The sequence below is a fragment of the Streptomyces phytophilus genome, assembly GCF_013870535.1.
Taxonomy (GTDB): Bacteria; Actinomycetota; Actinomycetes; order Streptomycetales; family Streptomycetaceae; genus Streptomyces; species Streptomyces phytophilus.
This window is the reverse complement of sequence record NZ_JACBXC010000051.1, coordinates 1-14,536: the sequence shown is the minus strand read 5'-3', so window position 1 is coordinate 14,536 and position 14,536 is coordinate 1. Positions and strand designations below refer to the sequence as shown.

The window sequence follows — 14,536 nt, the reverse complement described above, 5'->3', positions numbered from 1 at the left end:
CTTTAGGTACCGCGGCGTTGAGGGCGTGACGGTCGAGACGACCCGCAGCCGCTGGGCGGTGCCGCGGCCGTCGGTGCCGCGCAGCTCGTCGCCGCGGCGCACGTCCGCCGCCGGGTCCAGGTACACGGGGTGGGTGTGCTCGGCGCCGCCCTTGCCCGCCTCGATGTGCTCGACGGCGGCGGGCTGGTCGACCTTGGCGCGTACGTCAACGGGTTGACGTACGTACGTGACCTTCTGACCGCCGGCGCCGTCCGGCTCGGTGCTCGGCCGCCACACCTGCAGGGTGCGGTTGAGCCAGTGGCCGACGCTCACGTGCGCGCCTTGTACGCGGCCAGCGTGCGCCGCTCGGCCGGGGTCAGCTCCATGCCGAGCATCTCGGCGGCGTAGCTGCGGGAGTGGTCCCCCAGCGATTCGGACGCCAGGTTCTCGGGGTTGGACCAGCCGGCCATCGCCAGCCGCAGCTGCATGCGCTTCACGCCGGTGGGCAGGGCCAGGAACCCCGCGGTGTAGGTGACGTCCACCGCCTGGTCGTGGCTGGGCCACCAGCCGCCGCAGCGGGTCAGGACCCCGGAGGCGGACCAGGTGTAGTCCGCGTCCTTGCCCTCGGCCAGCAGCTCGTCGTCGTCGGTGAGCGTCACCGACGCCACGGCCGTCACGGGCCAGCGGGGCAGCACCAGCTTGCTGGTGCCGGTGCCGACCTGGTGCGGGTGGTCGTCCGCCGACGGGCCGTCGAGGGTGATGGTGTCGGTCGACGAGGCCAGCGGCTGCCCGGTCTCCTCCTCGATGACGCCCAGCGCGAGGTCCAGCAGCAGGTCGGCGGTCGCCGTCTCGTCGGCGGTGAACTCATCGCGGCGCAGCAGGCGGCGCAGGTCCTCCGCGGTCGCGCCCGCCATTACCCGTCCTCGTCGTCGTCCTGGGCGGCCTCGATGGCGGCGAGGATGTCGGCCTTGGTCGTGGCGCCGGCCAGGTCGACGTCGTGTTCTGCGGCGTACGCCTGCAGCTGCGCCACGGTCTGCTTGGCCAGCGGCTTGTCGGCCTGCTCGGGCTCCTTGCCGCCGCGGCGGCCGCGGAGCTTGTCGCGCAGGCGGGGCTTGTCCGCCGCGTCGGCGGCGACGCAGTCGCCGGCCGCGATGCGCCGGGCGGCCTCCTGCTCGGGCAGGTCGACCTCGTCGCCGGCGTCGTGGTTGCCGTGTTCGGGGCTGCACATCAGCCGCAGCATCTTCACGCGCATTGCGGGTGTCCTTCCGTGGGTGCCCGCCGCCCGGGCGCCGGGCCCGGGCGGGCGGATCGGGGTCAGGGCTTGACGCGACCCTTGCCGCGCACGACGACGGCCGAGCACAGCAGCGTCGGAGAGGTGCCGGTGGCGGCGGTGATCGCCACCCGCAGGTACCGCTTGATGCCGTGGTAGCCGATGACGTAGACGCTCTCGTCGTTGGAGCCGGTCACCACCGGCTCGTCGCCGTCGAGGAACTCGGCGGCCACCGCGGCGAACGCCGCGTTGTCGTCGGAGTCCTGCACCTCGAACGTGAAGCTGGGGGTGGTGCCGCCGGACGCGCCGGCGTCGATGACGACCGCGGCCGCGTGGTAGTTCGACAGGTCCACGCCGGTGCCGTTGGCGGCGGCGGTCCGCGACGCCGGCAGCAGCGTCGCGGCCACCGACAGGCTGTTCTTGATGTCGCCTCGCATGGGGATTCCTTCCCGGCCCGCAGGCCGATCGTGTGCGGTCCTGAAAGGAGGTCAGGCCACGACGTCGTTGGACTGCAGGCGGATGAACGCCTCTGCGAGCACGGGCATGCCGTCGGCCTCGGCGCGGCCGATGAACCCGACCTGGTTGGACTCCGCGTACAGCTCGACCAGGCGCTGGACCTCGAACTGCAGGGCCTCGACGATCCAGTAGAACGAGAAGTCACCGAGCATGCCGATGTAGTCGTTGTCACCCATCGTCGAAGGCGCGTACTCCGACAGGATGAACGGCAGGTCCAGGATCGTGTCCGGCTGGTCGGAGGCCAGCCCGGGGCGCCAGACGTAGTTGCCGTCCCCGTCCTTGAGCTTGCGGACGGAGGCCAGCACCATCCGGTGGAACAGCCACCTGGCGTTGCGGTGGTACTGCCCCTTCAGCGTGTACTTGGCCGTGATCAGGTCGTCCGCGGCGTTGCCGCCGGCGGCGTTGACCAGCCCCGTGCCGTCGCTGGAGACATTGACGTCGCGGGAGACGGGGATGCCGTCGGCGTTCGCGGTGAACAGGCCCAGCGGCTTCTCGTTGCCGTCGCCGGTCATGAACGCCTTCTCCTGGGTGACGCCGAACTTGTACTCCATGCGCTGACGCACGAGGGTTTCGGGGCCCATCCGGGAGGCGCGCAGCAGCTTGCGGCTGATCTTGACGCGCTTGGCGATCGGGTGCGGGCGCAGCTCGCGCTTGCCGACGCGCAGCCCGTCGTCCTGGCTGCCGGTGCCGATCTCGGACGTCCACTCGGCGTCGCCCAGGTCGGCGTCCAGCGTCGGCACGCCCAGGGACTCGGCCTGGGTGAGCTGCTGCACGGTCGCCAGACCGCGCAGCGGCAGCATGTCGTCGATGCCCTTCAGCAGCTCCTCGACGAACTGCTGCGGGGCGACGAGGAACCCGCCCTCGGGGTCGTTGCCCGCGTTCAGCGCGCGGGCCTGCTCCGCGGTGAGGTTGGCGCGGCCGCCCAGGAGGTACGCGCGCAGCGCGCCCATCGCCTCCTCACCGCCGCGGCCGCGGCCGCGGTCGTCGTCCTCGGCGTCCTCGGCGCGCTGGCGCTCGTCCTCGGCCAGGCGCTCGGCCCGCTCGATGGTGCGGTCAAGCTGGTCCCGCTCGTCCATCAGCTTGTCGAAGCGGGTCTCCTCCTCCGGCGTCATCGCGCGGCTGGCGTCCTGGGCGGCGCGCATGATCGCCGAGGCGTCGGCGCCGAGCTTCGCCCGCTTGCGCCGCAGTTCCTGAATGTTCATGGGTGGTTGTCCCCTCGTTGCGTGGGCGTGCGTGAGTCGGGCCGCGGCGCAGTGCAGGCGGCCGGTACAGGTCTGGGGGGTGGCCCGGGGTGGGTCAGCCGACGCCGGCCAGGCGCGCCAGGCGCTGGTTGGCCGCCCGCAGCCGCGTCAGCTCGTCGCCGCCCTGCGGGGCCGGCGGGGTGCCGGGGGCCTGGCGGCCCTCGTCCTCGTCCCCGGTGTCGTCCTCGTCGTCGGTGCCGCCGGCGGCCTCCAGCAGCGCCTGAAGGGCCTTGACAGCGTCGGACACCAGCTTCTTGTTCTTGCTGGACAGCACCTTCCCGGCCCGGGCCGGTGTCTTGCCCTGCAGCTCGCCCAGTTGGGCCATGACCGCCTGGGCGAACGCCTCCGCGTCCGGCCGGTCACCGACCAGGGTGCGGACCATGGCCAGCTGCTCGTCGCGGCCGGATTCCACCACGGCGTTCGGGTCCATCGGCAGCGGGACGGCGGAGACTTCGAACAGCTCCCACCCGGCGGGCACGCCGGCGTCGTCGATGTCCCACACGTCGAAGCCGATGGAGAAGGCGTTGAGGTAGCCACCGCGGTACTTGCGCTCGACGGTGCGGGCGAAGTCGTCTTCCTGGTCGAAGCCGACGTCCATCATCAGCCGGTCGTCGTCGATCCACGTCTTCTCCGACCGGCCGATGGGCAGCGACTCCCGCCCCCAGTACATGTGTCCGTAGCCGACGACGGGGTTGGCCTGGAAGCGGCCGAGGTCGGCGCCGGCCATCTGCAGGTTCAGCCCGTCGCCCTTCATGCCGGCGGTGGCCGCGACGATCCGCAGCGGCTTGCCGTCTTCACCGGCGCCCTCGGCTTCGTCGTCTTCGGCGCGCAGCACGTAGCCGCGCAGGTAGTGGCGCTGCCCCTTCATCGGTCCCTCCCGGGGTCTGTGATCTGCCGATTGCGCGGCGACTGCTGCTGACGTTCGGCACCCTCGCCCTCGTCGCCGGGCTCGAACCGGGCAGCCACGGCACCGCAGGCGGGTCCGATGTGCCACCAGGCGCCAGAGGGGCCACGCTCCGCGCGCTCCCGGCACACCGAGCAGCGCCCGGGGGTCATGTCTGGGCTCATACGACCGGCACCACCTGACAGTTGCAGCCCGCGTGCACGGGCGGATGGAAGGTGTTCCGCTTGGCCACGAGCTTCTCGCCGTCCTCGGCGTCGTCGTCGACGGCGTCGCCCTTGGCGATGAACGGGGTCTCGATGCCGACGGTGCGGCCGTCGAGCTTCGTGCAGTGCGGGCAGTTCTTGCTGCCCCGCGCCACCCACTTCAACTCCGCCACGCCCGCCTCGCGCCACGTCTCGCGCGCGGCGGCGTTCGGCAGCTGCGTCTTCTCCCACCGCGCGGTGCGCTCCGGCCGCTCCGCCTGCCACTTGGCCAACCGCTCGGCCACCGCGGCAATGAGGTCGTCAACGGTGTCCGTCTTCTCCGTCAGCGCCCGCAGCTGCCCGAAGGAGGACGAGACGTGATAGCCGACGTGCGCGGCGACGTAGGCGCGTACCCACGCCGTCAGGTCGACGTCGTCGTCGTGGCCGACGTCGGCGGCCGCGTCCTCGGCGACGTCGCCGGCGAACGCGGTGAACAGCGGCAGCCACCGCTCGCCCATCGCCGCGGCGATGGGCCCATCCGGGGCGTACAGGGTGCGCAGCGCGGAGACGAACGAGCTGATGGTGCGGGTGCGCCGGCGGCGGCCGCGGGCCGGCTCCAGGTGCGTCGTGACGAGGTCCTCGACGGCGTCGGCCTCCAGCTCGGCGATCTCCGCGTCGATCGCTTCGATCTTCGGCCCGTACTGCTCCGCGAGGCTCGCGCGCAGCGTCATGCCGCGGCCGCGCAGCGCGCGGGCGTACCGCCCGGCGGCGCCGCCGTCGAGCTCCACCGCCTTGCGGATCGCCTGTTCCAGCGCCTCGTCGGCGCCGGTGACGTTGAGGGCCAGGCGCACGTTGCCGCGGCCGCCGTCCGCACTGGCGGCCGCGGCCGCAGAGCCGGCGGGCACCATGTTCAGCGGCACCATGTAGTCGTCGCCGCCGTCCACGGGGTTCTCGTTCTCCTTCTCCCGCACGTCGTTCGCCGAGAGCCATCCCCACTGCCGGCCGATCGCGTACGCCTGGTACCGGGTCATGGTGTCGCCGCGCAGCAGCGCGTCCACCAGGTGCTCGGCGAAGAACTGCTCCCGCTCCTCGGGCAGCAGCAGCTGCAGCGCGATGGCCTGTTCCCAGCGCACCAGCCAGGACCGCAGCGCGGTCGTGACGTAGTCGAGCTGCTGGTGCTCGATGTTCGAGAACGTCGCCCGCTCCAGGTCGCCGATCTTGTGCGGCGGGATCCGCAGCCAGCGCGCCATCTCGGTGACCTGCAGCTTGCGCGTCTCCAGGAACTGCGCGTTGTCGTTGGGGATGCCGATGGACTGCCACGCCACGCCCTCTTCCAGGATCGCGACGCGCTGCGCACGGTCCAGGCCGCGGTGGGTGGTCTCCCAGTCCGCGCGGATCCGCTCCCGCGCCCCCTTGGAGATGTTCCCGGGGTGGGACAGCACGCCGCCGGGGTTGGCGCCGTTGCCGAAGAACTTCGCGCCGTGGTGCTCGGTCGCCAGCCCCAGCCCGATGCTGTTCGCGGCCATGTCGACCACCGAGTAGCCGCGTACGCCGTCGAAGCCCAGGCCGGCGACGTGCAGGACCTCGTTGGGCAGCAACGTGGTGTGGATGCCGTTCACGCTGTCGTCGTAGACGTAGTACCGCCGCAGCCGGCCCGGGCCCAGGCGGCGGCTGCGGATCCGCAGCCGGTCCGGGCGCAGCGGCCACAACTCGGCCACCTGCCCGGCGTTGTCCCAGACCACGTTCGCGACGCCGTCACCCCACGTCAGCGCGTGGCCCTGCAGCGTCTCGCGCAGCTGCAGGCTCGTCATCATGTCGTTGGGCTGCAGGTTCAGCACCCGGTACAGCGGGTGCTCCTTCGCGCGGCGCTTCCCGCGCGGCTGCAGCCACTCGTACAGGTGCAGCGGCAGCCCGCCGAGGTCCTCGGAGATGACCCGTACGCCGGCGAAGAACGCCGAATAGGTCAGCGCCGTGTCCTGATCGACGTGCACGCCGGCGGAGTTGGCGCCGCCGCCGGTCCACCAGTCCACCACCCACTTCTCCGGGGTGGCGATCCCCGACAGCGGGCCCACGGTCGCGCGCATCGCCGAGCGCAAGAACCCCATCAGCCGCCCCCGCCTTTCGCCTCGTCGAGCAGCTCACGGGTACGGGCAGTGCGCTCGGCGGCCGCGGCGCCGGCCATCCCGATGCCCAGCAGCGCGGCGCCGGCGGCCGCCACCCCCAGCCACGGGGCGAGCATCCCCAGCCCGGCGCCGAGCAGCGCCACCCCGAGCAGCGCGAGCACGTCCCACCAGTCCACCGCGCACCCCTCCTTGGTCACTCCGCCTCGCCACCGACGGTGGCCAGGCCCCGGGTCTCGTAGACCGACTCGACGGGCCGGCCGCGCATCGCGCCGTCCTGGGCGAACAGCAGCGCCGGGATGCCGTCGATGCGCACCCCGGACTTGTCGCGGTCCGGCTTGACCGGCCGCAGCCGATCGGGGTCATCGCGCGGGGACTTCTTCTGCACGCTGTCGGCCATCCACCGCGCGACGGGGTTGCCGAAGTGGCCGTACTCACGGGCCTTGAGCCGCTTCTCGAACTCCTTCATCGGCGGCGTCATCCGGTCGTAGGTGGTGTTCGACTCCACCAGCGTCAGCCCGGTCTGCTTCTCGATCTCCTGCCGCACCGGCTCGCCGGTCCACTTGTCGTACGTCACATCGGTGATCACGAACGTGTCGTGGTCGTCGTCGACGTCGGCGTAGATCCGGTCGTAGTCGATGACGTCGCCGTCGGTCAGCGTGATCCACCCGTCGCGGGCCCACTCGGAGAACTTCCCGCCGGTGTGCTCGTCCAGCACCCCGGCCACCGACTCAGGCGCCCAGAACCGCCACAGCACCGACCCGTCGGTGAACAGCAGCGCCCAGGCGGTCAGGTCCAGCTTGCTGGACAGGTCCAGCCCGCCCCAGCAGCGTTCGCCAGCCAGCCGTTCGCGCGCCCAGCTGGGGGTGGGGGCGATCTCGCGGGCGTTGGCGTCCCACAGGTCCATGGAGAGCCACCGCGTCACCTGCGAGACGCGCTGGTTCAGGCGGAACTGGCGGAACCCGTTCTCCGCCGACAGCGACGCGCGGGCCTCTTCGGCTTCCTCCCGCAGGCTGGTGATCGACAGGAACTGTCCCAGGCCCGGGTTGGGCCAGGCCCAGTTCCGCTCGTCCCACGGATCGCAGCTGACGGGCAGTTCGGGCCGGGCCGGGAACAGCCGCCACAGCCGCTCCAGCTCCTCGACGGTCCGCGGCATCTTGCGCACGTACGCGAAGTGGTGCGGCGCGCGCGCCGGGTCCTCCATGACCCGGTCGGCCTCGTCGATGAACTCCGCCCCGAACGACGTGCCGTCGCTCGTCTCGGTGGTGATCGCCAGCATCAGGGCCTGCGCGCGGGCGCCGGCCGCGGTGCGCATGGCCTTCCACAGCCCGTCGTCGCGCTGCGAGAGGACCTCATCCAGCACGAAGCCGTGCGGGTTGTGGCCCAGCTCGGTGTCGGCGTCCGCCGGGATCACCTCGTAGTGCGATCCGCTGTGCTCGTCGACCAGGCGGCGGGCGTTCTTGATGTGCTGCAGCCGCGCGGCGAGCACCGGCGACTTCTTGACCATCTTCACCGCGGGCTCGAACACCTTGCCCGCCTGCCTGGTGGTCGCCGCGGCGCCGTAGACCTCCGCCGACTCCTCCCCGTCCCCGCACAGCAGGTACAGCAAGATCCCCGACAGCAGCGCGCTCTTGCCGTTCTTGCGCGCCATGACGATCGTCGCCCTGCTGTAGCGGCGCACGTACCGGCCCCACTGCTCGGAGAAGATCACCTCACCGAACAGCGGCCGGATGATCTCGTGCTCCTGCCACGGCGCGAGCACGAAGGCGTGGTTCGCCCACGCGCCGGCCGGGTGCACCAGCAGCTCGGCGAAGAACGCCACCACCCGATCCGCGCGCGGCTCGCAGTAGTGCGCTCCGGACCGCGTGCACGTCTTCCCGTCGAGCGTGTAGCCGCAGCGGCCGCCCTTGCGCGACCGCGGCCGCCACCGCCGGTGGTGGTCAACCTTCAGCACCCGCCGGCGCCGCGGCGGCCGCGCGGTCGCCTTGCTGCGGGCCGGCCGCGACGTCGTCCGCGCAGCCATACCGCCCCCTCACCGGCCGCGAGGTCAGGACAGCAGCCGCTCCGCGCCGCCGGGCGTCTCCGGTCTGGCGACCTTCAACTGCGCCCGGTCGCTGGGCGTCAGCCCGAAGCGGGCGCCGTAGCGCTGCACCTGGGCGTCTGCCGCGTCCAGCGCCAGCAGCCACGGCGACTTGGCACGCCGGTGGCCGACCAGGTCGCCGTTCTTGTTGAACACCGGCAGCTCCACCACCGCGCCCTCGTCCTCGATGTGCGCGGCCGCGTCCCGCCGCCGCGCCACCGCATCGCACCAGTTCGCGAACGCCTCGACGTCCCAGGCGGTCAGCACCCCCTGGCCCTGCAGGTCGCCGGCGAGGGTGTCCCAGACCTCCACCGCGGCGTCGCCCAGCCACGCCGGCGGCTCGACGTCGCCGGCGGCCGGCTGCGGCTCGTCGGTGTTGATCCGGTCCTTGCGGTCCCCGTGCAGCACCCGCAGCGCAGTCGGCTTCCCCGCCGGCCCCCGCTTCCCCATGACCCCTCCGACGTGTACGCAGCGTGACGAACGGGCGCCCGGTACGGCGGTCTCCGTTACCTGTCAGAGCGCAGGGGGACTCCCCCCCGCGTTCCTGGTCCCCCGAGCCCCAGCGATGATCACCCCCTACCCCCTCACGCTCAGTAGGGCGGGGCCTCGCGGTTCCACCCGCCGGGCTGGTACTCGGCGGTCTCTGTGCTGTGGCAGCGCGGGCACAGGCCGCGGCCATGGGTCGGGTCGTGCTCGTCCTGCCCGGCCGCGCGCAGCTGCCGCTTGGACAGCGGCCAGTGGTCGGCGTGCACGCTCGGCGCCGCGCGGCACACTACGCAGACCGGATCACGTGCGAGCACGCCGGCGCGGAAGCGGTCGCGGTGCTCGGCGCCGTAGCCCTGCGCAGCAGCGGACGGGCGCGGCCGGCGGGCCCGGTCCTGGCAGGCGGTGCACTTGCCGGAGCCTGGCTGTGGGGTGCCGGTGCAGCCGGAGGTGGTGCAACGGCGAGCAGCACGCGACGGCACCGGGTCACCACCGGGCGACGTGTCCGCGGCGCCCAATGCACGTGTCGTTGTGACGGCGCAGCAGGCGGCAGGCCAGGCGGCGAGGGATCACGTAACCGGCTTCGCGGGGCTCGTGACGCAGCAGGCCCGCCCAGTACGCCAGGCCCGTACGACTGGCCCACCCGCAGCACACGACCCGGGTATGTCCCCGTTGGTGCGCCTGGTGGAAGCGGCGGGCTAGCTGCGCGTAGGCGTCCTCGTACCTCACAGTCACCCCTCCAGCGCGCAATCGCATCGCGTGGCGCTCGCGGTCAGCTGCGGTGCGCAGGCATGAGCGCGGCGGCCTGGGCGTGGGGGACCAGGCCGGTGTCGAGTCCGCAGGCGCAGCGCAGGTGTACGCGGCCGGTCGGCTCGAACTGCCGCCATCCGTCCTCGGTGGGCGCCAGCTCACGCAGTTCCTTGCGCATGTTCAGGGCGTGCTGCATGGCTCCTCGCTGCGGGTCTCGGTGGGCGGGCGCCGCGGCCCCGGCCGGCGGGGGGGCGACCGGGGGCGCGGCTGGGTGGACTCGCCGGTTCAGACGTCGCAGAACTTCAGTGCCTTCAGGGCTTCGTTGATCAGCTTGCCTTCGGCTTCGCTGACCTCGTTGCCGTCGTAGCTGAATCGCTGGGAAGCGGTCCAGTCCGCTTTGGTGCTGCCGCCGTTGATGGCGGAGCACTGGTTGCGGGCGGCGTCGATGGCCTTGTCTTCGTCGTTGACGATGGCGGGGTCAATCGAGCGCAGCACGTCGATCAGGGCCGTACGCGTGGCCCCGTTGGGGACGGGCGGTATGCCGGCGTCGGCTAGCGCCTTGTCGCGGTCCTCCTGCGAGAGCGGGGACTTGGATGTGGGCGGGTCGTCGGTGCCGTCGTCGGACGAGCTGCATCCGGCGAGGAAGGTGGCAACGGCGGTGAGGACGACGGCGGTTGCTAAATGTCTGCGCATGTCAGGATCGTGGTGGGTGATCCTGGGGGCTGAACTGGATGTGACGGTTCCGTGGCGGAGCTGTGACGCGTTCGGGGTGAACGCGCTCCCCTGTCTCGGGTAGGCCGACGAGGCGCAGCGCGCGGCCGCGGGTGGCGGCCTCGGCGGCGGCGACGTCGGCCAGGCGGTACAGCCGGGTGCGGTTGTCGTCGGCTAGGCCGGCCGGCGCCAGGTGCCCGCGCGCGACCCACTGGTAGATCGCGTCGAGGGTGATGTGGGCGGCGCCGGCGGACAGGGCTTGGCGTGCTCGGGTGGCGTGCTCGGCGGCCTGGGCGGCGGTCAGGAGGGTGGGGAGCACGCGTCTTCACCCCCGGCGCGCGAACGCCCCCGCGGCTGGCGGGGGCGGTGGTGGGCATACGGGTGCTGCTGCCAAGAGTCTGACGCTAAGTGACGATCTTGTCCAGTCCGACGCGTGGGGGCGCCGGCCGCGGCCCGCCTGCGACTGGTAGGCGGGCCGCGGTGCCCCGGTGAAGCGCCCGTGTCAGGCCGGGGCGTGCGGGCATTGTGGCAGCAGGGTCTGACAATCCGGGTCAGGCCGCCTCGCCGACGTCGGCGAGGCGTGTACGGGCGGTGGTCGCGATGGCCTCGGACAGCTCGATCCCGACGAAGTCGCGGCCGCTGGCGAGGGCGGCGACGCCGGTGGAGCCGGAGCCGGTGAAGGGGTCCAGCACGGTCCCTTCCGGGACACACACCTTGATCAGCTCAGTCATGAGGGCGTCGGGCTTCTGCGTGATGTGGTGCCGCTTGCTGCCGCGTGGCTGCGAGGCGCTGAACAGGCCCGGCAGGTAGATGGGGTTACGGGCGGCGTCGACGGGGCCGTTGGTGGCCCACAGCACGTACTCGCACTCGCGCTTGAAACCCCCGCGGTAGGGCCTGCTGATCGGTTTGTGCCACGGCACGATGCCGCGCCAGGTCCACCCGGCGGCCTGCAACGCGTCGGAGGTGACCGGGAGCTGGCGGAAGTCGGTGAAGATCAGGAGCGGGCTGCCAGTGCGGGAGATCCGTAGGCACTGGCCGAGGACCAGGGTCATCCAGGCGAGGTACCCGCGCTGGTCTCTGCTGTCGCCCTCGAAGTCCGGCAGGGCGTGCAGGGCATCGCTGCTGACGTACTTCTTGCGGGCTGTGCTGCCGGTCCGGCTTGCCGGCGTGGTGCCGCCGGAGTTGTACGGGGGATCGGTGATCACGGCGTCGACGCTGCCGGTGGGCAGCGTGTGGAGCACCGTCAGGGCGTCGCCGCGGTGCAGCGTCCATGGGGGCATGGTGGGGCCCCTTTCTCGGTGCAGGTCGCGTGCACGGCGGTCGTGAGCGAGTCGGGCACCGTGCCCCGATCATGCGATGGGAACGCATGTTCGGTCCACGGTGCTCCGGCGCGTGCTCATGCGGGCGGGGTGGTGAGGGTGACGGCGACGGTGTCGTGGTGGGCTGGTCGGCGGATCGTCATTGCGGTGACGGCGAGTTCGTCCCCGGGGCGGAGTGCACCGTGGGCGACCGCCGCGCGGTAGGTGTTGGCGAGGGTGCCCACGGCGTAGTCGATGAGCTGTTGGGGGCTGCATTGCGTGCCGTCCATCAGGTCGGCCAGGTCCCGTATCAGATCGTCGTCGGCGTAGAGGGTGAGTCGGCGGTGCTCGGCGGGTGAGTCGTCGGTGAGCGCGTCGGCGACTCGGTCGAGCGCGGCTGAGTCGGTTGAGTCGCCCGGGGGCGAGTCGGCTGCTGAGTCGGTGTGCGCCATGGCGCGCTGCTCCTTCTTGAGGTCTTGCACGTCGCGGGCGATCGCGGACTGACTCACCTGCAGGCGGCGAGCGATGGCTCGCTGGCTCAGGCCCTGGGCCTTGAGTCGGCGGACCTCGGGCAGGCGGGCGGCACGGTCGTCGCTGAGTCGGCTCACCGATTCACCCCGTGAGTCGGTGAGTCGGTCGTCTGCGCGCCGCACGACTCACAGGTTGCGCCGCGGCCGCCGTAGCGCTGGACGAGGGCGTACAGCCCGCACTCGGGGCAAGGCCGGTCGACCGGGGCCGGGCGGCGCAGGCCGCCGACGAGGCGCGTGCACAGCGCGGTCACGCCGGTGATCTGGGTGTGCATCTCCGCCACCCACGGCTCGGTCAGCGCGTACGGGAGGTAGGCGAGGAGCCACGTGCACCAGGCGGCGAGGGTCGCACCGCGGGGCGCGGGGTCGGCGGGGGCGACGCGGACGGTGCCGGAGGGGTCGCGCCAGCCGGTGCGGTGCTGGGTGGCGATGTAGCCGGCCCAGCCCGTGACCATCGGCAGGATGGGGATGTCCCCCCCGCCGAGGGCGTCCAGGGGCGGGGTGGGGTGGCCGGGGCCGATGAGGGTCAGGACGTCCAGGCGCAGCGGGGCGGGGCTGTGCGCGCGGCCGCCGCCGCGGCTGCCGGTCGTCGGCTGCACGCTCGGCTCCAGGAGGAGTTCGAGCAGCGGGACCAGCTTGGGGAGTTCGCGTAGGGCGTCAGTGAGTTCGCCGGTGCACAGGCGGCAGGAGAGGGTGCCGGGGGCGGCGGTGCGGCGCAGGCAGCACACGCAGACGTGTTCAGCCACCGGCGGCCTCCGGCAGGTCGAACGCGGCCAACTGGCCGGCGCCGGCGTGGTCGTCGATGTCGCCGAGCAGCCGCTTGCGGCACACCGGGCCCAGGCCCAGCGCGACGGATCCGGCCTCGCGCAGCTCGGCGCCGCACAGGCCGCAGGGTCGGGGCTCCAGGTCCTCCAGAGCTGTGGCGGCGGCCGCGGTGGTGTCGTGGTCAGCCACGGGGGTCCTCCGGGATGCGGTAGACGGCACGCGGGGTGCCCGGGCCCGGGACGCTGCAGCGGGTCAGGTGCCCGGTGTCCACCAGGGCGTCGAGCAGCCCGTAGACCTCGACGGCCGGCCAGCCCAGTGCGGTGTGCAGCTCGGCCGCGGTGGCGCCGGCGGGCTGGGTGTTGGCGATGTGCTGGAGCACTAGGCGGGCCCGGCGGTCGGTGGGTCGGGGCGTGCGGCGCCAGCGGCGGCGCCAGGTCAGCCCGGACCAGGCCCAGGCGGCGGCGTCGGCGATGGCGTCGGGGAGCGCGCGGACGGCGGCCCGCCCCCGCTTGCCGATCGCCCACCACAGCGCGGCGATGCCGAAGATGTAGATCATCGGCGAGCGGAGCCAGTCTCCGGCGGTCATCGGTCCACCGCCTGGAGCATGGCGAACAGTCGGTCGGTCTGGTCGGGGGTGAGGTGGTCCCACTCGCCGAGGGCGTAGCGCAGGCGCACGTCGATCTGGGCGGCGACCGCGGCCTGCGCCCAGTGCATCGCCATGTCGCGGGCGTCGTCGGGGGACAGCTCGCCGGCCATGGAGCCGCGGCCTATGTGGACCAGCGGCAGACCGGTGTGGGTGCCGGCGACGGCGGCGATACGCAGCGCGGGTCGACCCTCTGGGACGGGGCGGCGGCCGCGGATCTCCCGCAGGAAGACGCCCACGGTGGCGTCGTCTGCGCGGAGGTCCTCGCGCATGGCCGCGGCCAGGGCGATGTCGGTTTCGGCCGCGGCGGCGGCCGCCATCAGCTCGCGGGCGGTGAGCAGCACGCGGTCGACGTCCAGCAGGGCCTGGATCGGGCCCCACTGGAGCAGGCACGCGGCGCGGCCGGCGCCGTCGACGGTAGAGCGGATGTACACGACGTGCTCGTCAGCCATGGCCGGCCTCGTCGTCGTTCGCGAGCGTGCGGGCTGACTCGGCGGTGAGGTACAGGTGCAGGAACAGCTCGTTCGGGGCGCTGCGGTAGCCGGGCCGTCCGGGGGTGTCGCCGTCGCTGGCCTGCAACTCGTCGATGGCGTCCAGGATCCGGGCGAGGGCGGCCGCGTACGGTTGCGGCGTGGCCGGGGAGCGGCGGGCGACGTCGGCGCGCAGGGCGCGGCTCAGGGGGTCGAGGCGGCGGGTCTGGTCGGTCAGGAGCGGCTCGGCGGCGTCGGGGGCGGGGTCGGGGCCGATGCAGCCGTACCGCAAGCGGTCGTCGCCGTGGTGCTCGGTGCACGGCGTGGTGGGTGGCAGGCCGGGGGCGGTGTCGGCCGTGCGGGTGGCGGTGCGCGGGCGGTGTCGGTGGTACGCGCGCCGCGCGGCCCAGACGGGCAGCGTGAGCGGCCACAGCCCGGCCAGCGCGGCGGCGGCGACTGCGCGTGTCCGGGTGTGGGCGGCCACGGCGGTGCTCACGCCGGCGACGTACGCGTAGAGCATGAACGCGGTAAAGATCATCGGTGTTACTTTCCGGTAGGGGGTGGTCTTGGGGCCGGCGGCGTCAGCGCCGGCGGAAC

Annotated in this window: 21 protein-coding genes; all 21 read right to left on the bottom strand. The window is 72.9% G+C overall.

What is annotated here, in order from left to right; translation table 11 throughout:
* Positions 1-312: phage head completion protein (locus tag H5J30_RS05665; RefSeq protein WP_181786054.1), on the bottom strand; the 312-nt coding region annotated here is incomplete at its 3' end.
* Positions 309-893 (bottom strand): hypothetical protein, encoded by a 585-nt coding sequence (locus H5J30_RS05660; protein WP_181786053.1) that lies wholly within the window; start codon positions 891-893, stop codon positions 309-311. The genes H5J30_RS05660 and H5J30_RS05665, both read right to left, overlap by 4 nt.
* A complete protein-coding gene (locus H5J30_RS05655; RefSeq protein ID WP_181786052.1) occupies positions 893-1,231 on the bottom strand; it encodes a hypothetical protein in 339 nt (112 codons plus the stop codon). The genes H5J30_RS05660 and H5J30_RS05655 overlap by 1 nt, the downstream gene beginning before the upstream one ends.
* Positions 1,232-1,293: 62 nt before the next feature.
* Positions 1,294-1,686 carry a hypothetical protein gene (locus tag H5J30_RS05650; protein WP_181786051.1) on the bottom strand — a complete coding sequence of 131 codons (393 nt, stop codon included), beginning with the start codon at positions 1,684-1,686 and terminating at the stop codon, positions 1,294-1,296.
* 51 nt (positions 1,687-1,737) lie between these two features.
* A complete protein-coding gene (locus tag H5J30_RS05645) occupies positions 1,738-2,967 on the bottom strand; it encodes a phage major capsid protein (RefSeq protein WP_181786050.1) in 1,230 nt (409 codons plus the stop codon).
* Between the two features lie 94 nt (positions 2,968-3,061).
* A complete protein-coding gene (locus tag H5J30_RS05640; RefSeq protein ID WP_181786049.1) occupies positions 3,062-3,874 on the bottom strand; it encodes an HK97 family phage prohead protease in 813 nt (270 codons plus the stop codon).
* A gap of 196 nt (positions 3,875-4,070) precedes the next feature.
* Positions 4,071-6,197, bottom strand: a complete 2,127-nt coding sequence (locus H5J30_RS05635) for a phage portal protein (protein ID WP_181786048.1) — start codon at positions 6,195-6,197, stop codon at positions 4,071-4,073.
* Positions 6,197-6,391: a hypothetical protein gene (locus H5J30_RS05630; protein ID WP_181786047.1), complete on the bottom strand. Its 195-nt coding sequence runs from the start codon at positions 6,389-6,391 to the stop codon at positions 6,197-6,199. The genes H5J30_RS05635 and H5J30_RS05630 overlap by 1 nt, the downstream gene beginning before the upstream one ends.
* A gap of 17 nt (positions 6,392-6,408) precedes the next feature.
* On the bottom strand, positions 6,409-8,235 hold the full coding sequence (locus H5J30_RS05625) for a terminase large subunit (protein ID WP_181786046.1): 1,827 nt from the start codon (positions 8,233-8,235) through the stop codon (positions 6,409-6,411).
* 24 nt (positions 8,236-8,259) lie between these two features.
* Positions 8,260-8,742 (bottom strand): phage terminase small subunit P27 family, encoded by a 483-nt coding sequence (locus H5J30_RS05620; RefSeq protein ID WP_181786045.1) that lies wholly within the window; start codon positions 8,740-8,742, stop codon positions 8,260-8,262.
* Positions 8,743-8,882: 140 nt separating this feature from the next.
* Positions 8,883-9,257, bottom strand: a complete 375-nt coding sequence (locus H5J30_RS35940) for a holin (RefSeq protein WP_258563120.1) — start codon at positions 9,255-9,257, stop codon at positions 8,883-8,885.
* Positions 9,258-9,547: 290 nt separating this feature from the next.
* A complete protein-coding gene (locus H5J30_RS05610) occupies positions 9,548-9,721 on the bottom strand; it encodes a hypothetical protein (protein ID WP_181786044.1) in 174 nt (57 codons plus the stop codon).
* Between the two features lie 89 nt (positions 9,722-9,810).
* On the bottom strand, positions 9,811-10,218 hold the full coding sequence (locus H5J30_RS05605; RefSeq protein WP_181786043.1) for a hypothetical protein: 408 nt from the start codon (positions 10,216-10,218) through the stop codon (positions 9,811-9,813).
* A gap of 1 nt (position 10,219) precedes the next feature.
* The gene (locus H5J30_RS05600) at positions 10,220-10,555 is read right to left on the bottom strand and encodes a MerR family transcriptional regulator (protein ID WP_258563119.1); all 336 of its coding nucleotides are present in this window, start codon (positions 10,553-10,555) and stop codon (positions 10,220-10,222) included.
* A gap of 232 nt (positions 10,556-10,787) precedes the next feature.
* A complete protein-coding gene (locus H5J30_RS05595; protein WP_181786042.1) occupies positions 10,788-11,516 on the bottom strand; it encodes a DNA-methyltransferase in 729 nt (242 codons plus the stop codon).
* Between the two features lie 116 nt (positions 11,517-11,632).
* Positions 11,633-12,142 (bottom strand): HTH domain-containing protein, encoded by a 510-nt coding sequence (locus H5J30_RS05590; RefSeq protein WP_181786041.1) that lies wholly within the window; start codon positions 12,140-12,142, stop codon positions 11,633-11,635.
* Entirely contained in the window at positions 12,139-12,807 is a 669-nt protein-coding gene (locus H5J30_RS05585) for a hypothetical protein (RefSeq protein ID WP_181786040.1), read from the bottom strand. Before H5J30_RS05585 ends, H5J30_RS05590 begins: the two co-directional genes overlap by 4 nt.
* The gene (locus H5J30_RS05580) at positions 12,800-13,015 is read right to left on the bottom strand and encodes a DUF6011 domain-containing protein (RefSeq protein WP_181786039.1); all 216 of its coding nucleotides are present in this window, start codon (positions 13,013-13,015) and stop codon (positions 12,800-12,802) included. Before H5J30_RS05580 ends, H5J30_RS05585 begins: the two co-directional genes overlap by 8 nt.
* Entirely contained in the window at positions 13,008-13,412 is a 405-nt protein-coding gene (locus H5J30_RS05575) for a hypothetical protein (protein ID WP_181786038.1), read from the bottom strand. The genes H5J30_RS05580 and H5J30_RS05575 overlap by 8 nt, the downstream gene beginning before the upstream one ends.
* The gene (locus H5J30_RS05570) at positions 13,409-13,921 is read right to left on the bottom strand and encodes a hypothetical protein (protein WP_181786037.1); all 513 of its coding nucleotides are present in this window, start codon (positions 13,919-13,921) and stop codon (positions 13,409-13,411) included. The genes H5J30_RS05575 and H5J30_RS05570 overlap by 4 nt, the downstream gene beginning before the upstream one ends.
* The coding region (locus H5J30_RS05565) for a hypothetical protein (RefSeq protein WP_220188568.1) at positions 13,914-14,536 on the bottom strand (623 nt) is incomplete at its 5' end. The genes H5J30_RS05570 and H5J30_RS05565, both read right to left, overlap by 8 nt.

Coding starts and splice junctions, on each gene's coding strand:
- H5J30_RS05660 (WP_181786053.1), bottom strand. CDS start 893: ATGGCGGGCGCGACCGCGGAGGACCTGCGCCGCCTGCTGCGCCGCGAT.
- H5J30_RS05655 (WP_181786052.1), bottom strand. CDS start 1,231: ATGCGCGTGAAGATGCTGCGGCTGATGTGCAGCCCCGAACACGGCAAC.
- H5J30_RS05650 (WP_181786051.1), bottom strand. CDS start 1,686: ATGCGAGGCGACATCAAGAACAGCCTGTCGGTGGCCGCGACGCTGCTG.
- H5J30_RS05645 (WP_181786050.1), bottom strand. CDS start 2,967: ATGAACATTCAGGAACTGCGGCGCAAGCGGGCGAAGCTCGGCGCCGAC.
- H5J30_RS05640 (WP_181786049.1), bottom strand. CDS start 3,874: ATGAAGGGGCAGCGCCACTACCTGCGCGGCTACGTGCTGCGCGCCGAA.
- H5J30_RS05635 (WP_181786048.1), bottom strand. CDS start 6,197: ATGGGGTTCTTGCGCTCGGCGATGCGCGCGACCGTGGGCCCGCTGTCG.
- H5J30_RS05625 (WP_181786046.1), bottom strand. CDS start 8,235: ATGGCTGCGCGGACGACGTCGCGGCCGGCCCGCAGCAAGGCGACCGCG.
- H5J30_RS05620 (WP_181786045.1), bottom strand. CDS start 8,742: ATGGGGAAGCGGGGGCCGGCGGGGAAGCCGACTGCGCTGCGGGTGCTG.
- H5J30_RS05610 (WP_181786044.1), bottom strand. CDS start 9,721: ATGCAGCACGCCCTGAACATGCGCAAGGAACTGCGTGAGCTGGCGCCC.
- H5J30_RS05605 (WP_181786043.1), bottom strand. CDS start 10,218: ATGCGCAGACATTTAGCAACCGCCGTCGTCCTCACCGCCGTTGCCACC.
- H5J30_RS05595 (WP_181786042.1), bottom strand. CDS start 11,516: ATGCCCCCATGGACGCTGCACCGCGGCGACGCCCTGACGGTGCTCCAC.
- H5J30_RS05575 (WP_181786038.1), bottom strand. CDS start 13,412: ATGACCGCCGGAGACTGGCTCCGCTCGCCGATGATCTACATCTTCGGC.
- H5J30_RS05570 (WP_181786037.1), bottom strand. CDS start 13,921: ATGGCTGACGAGCACGTCGTGTACATCCGCTCTACCGTCGACGGCGCC.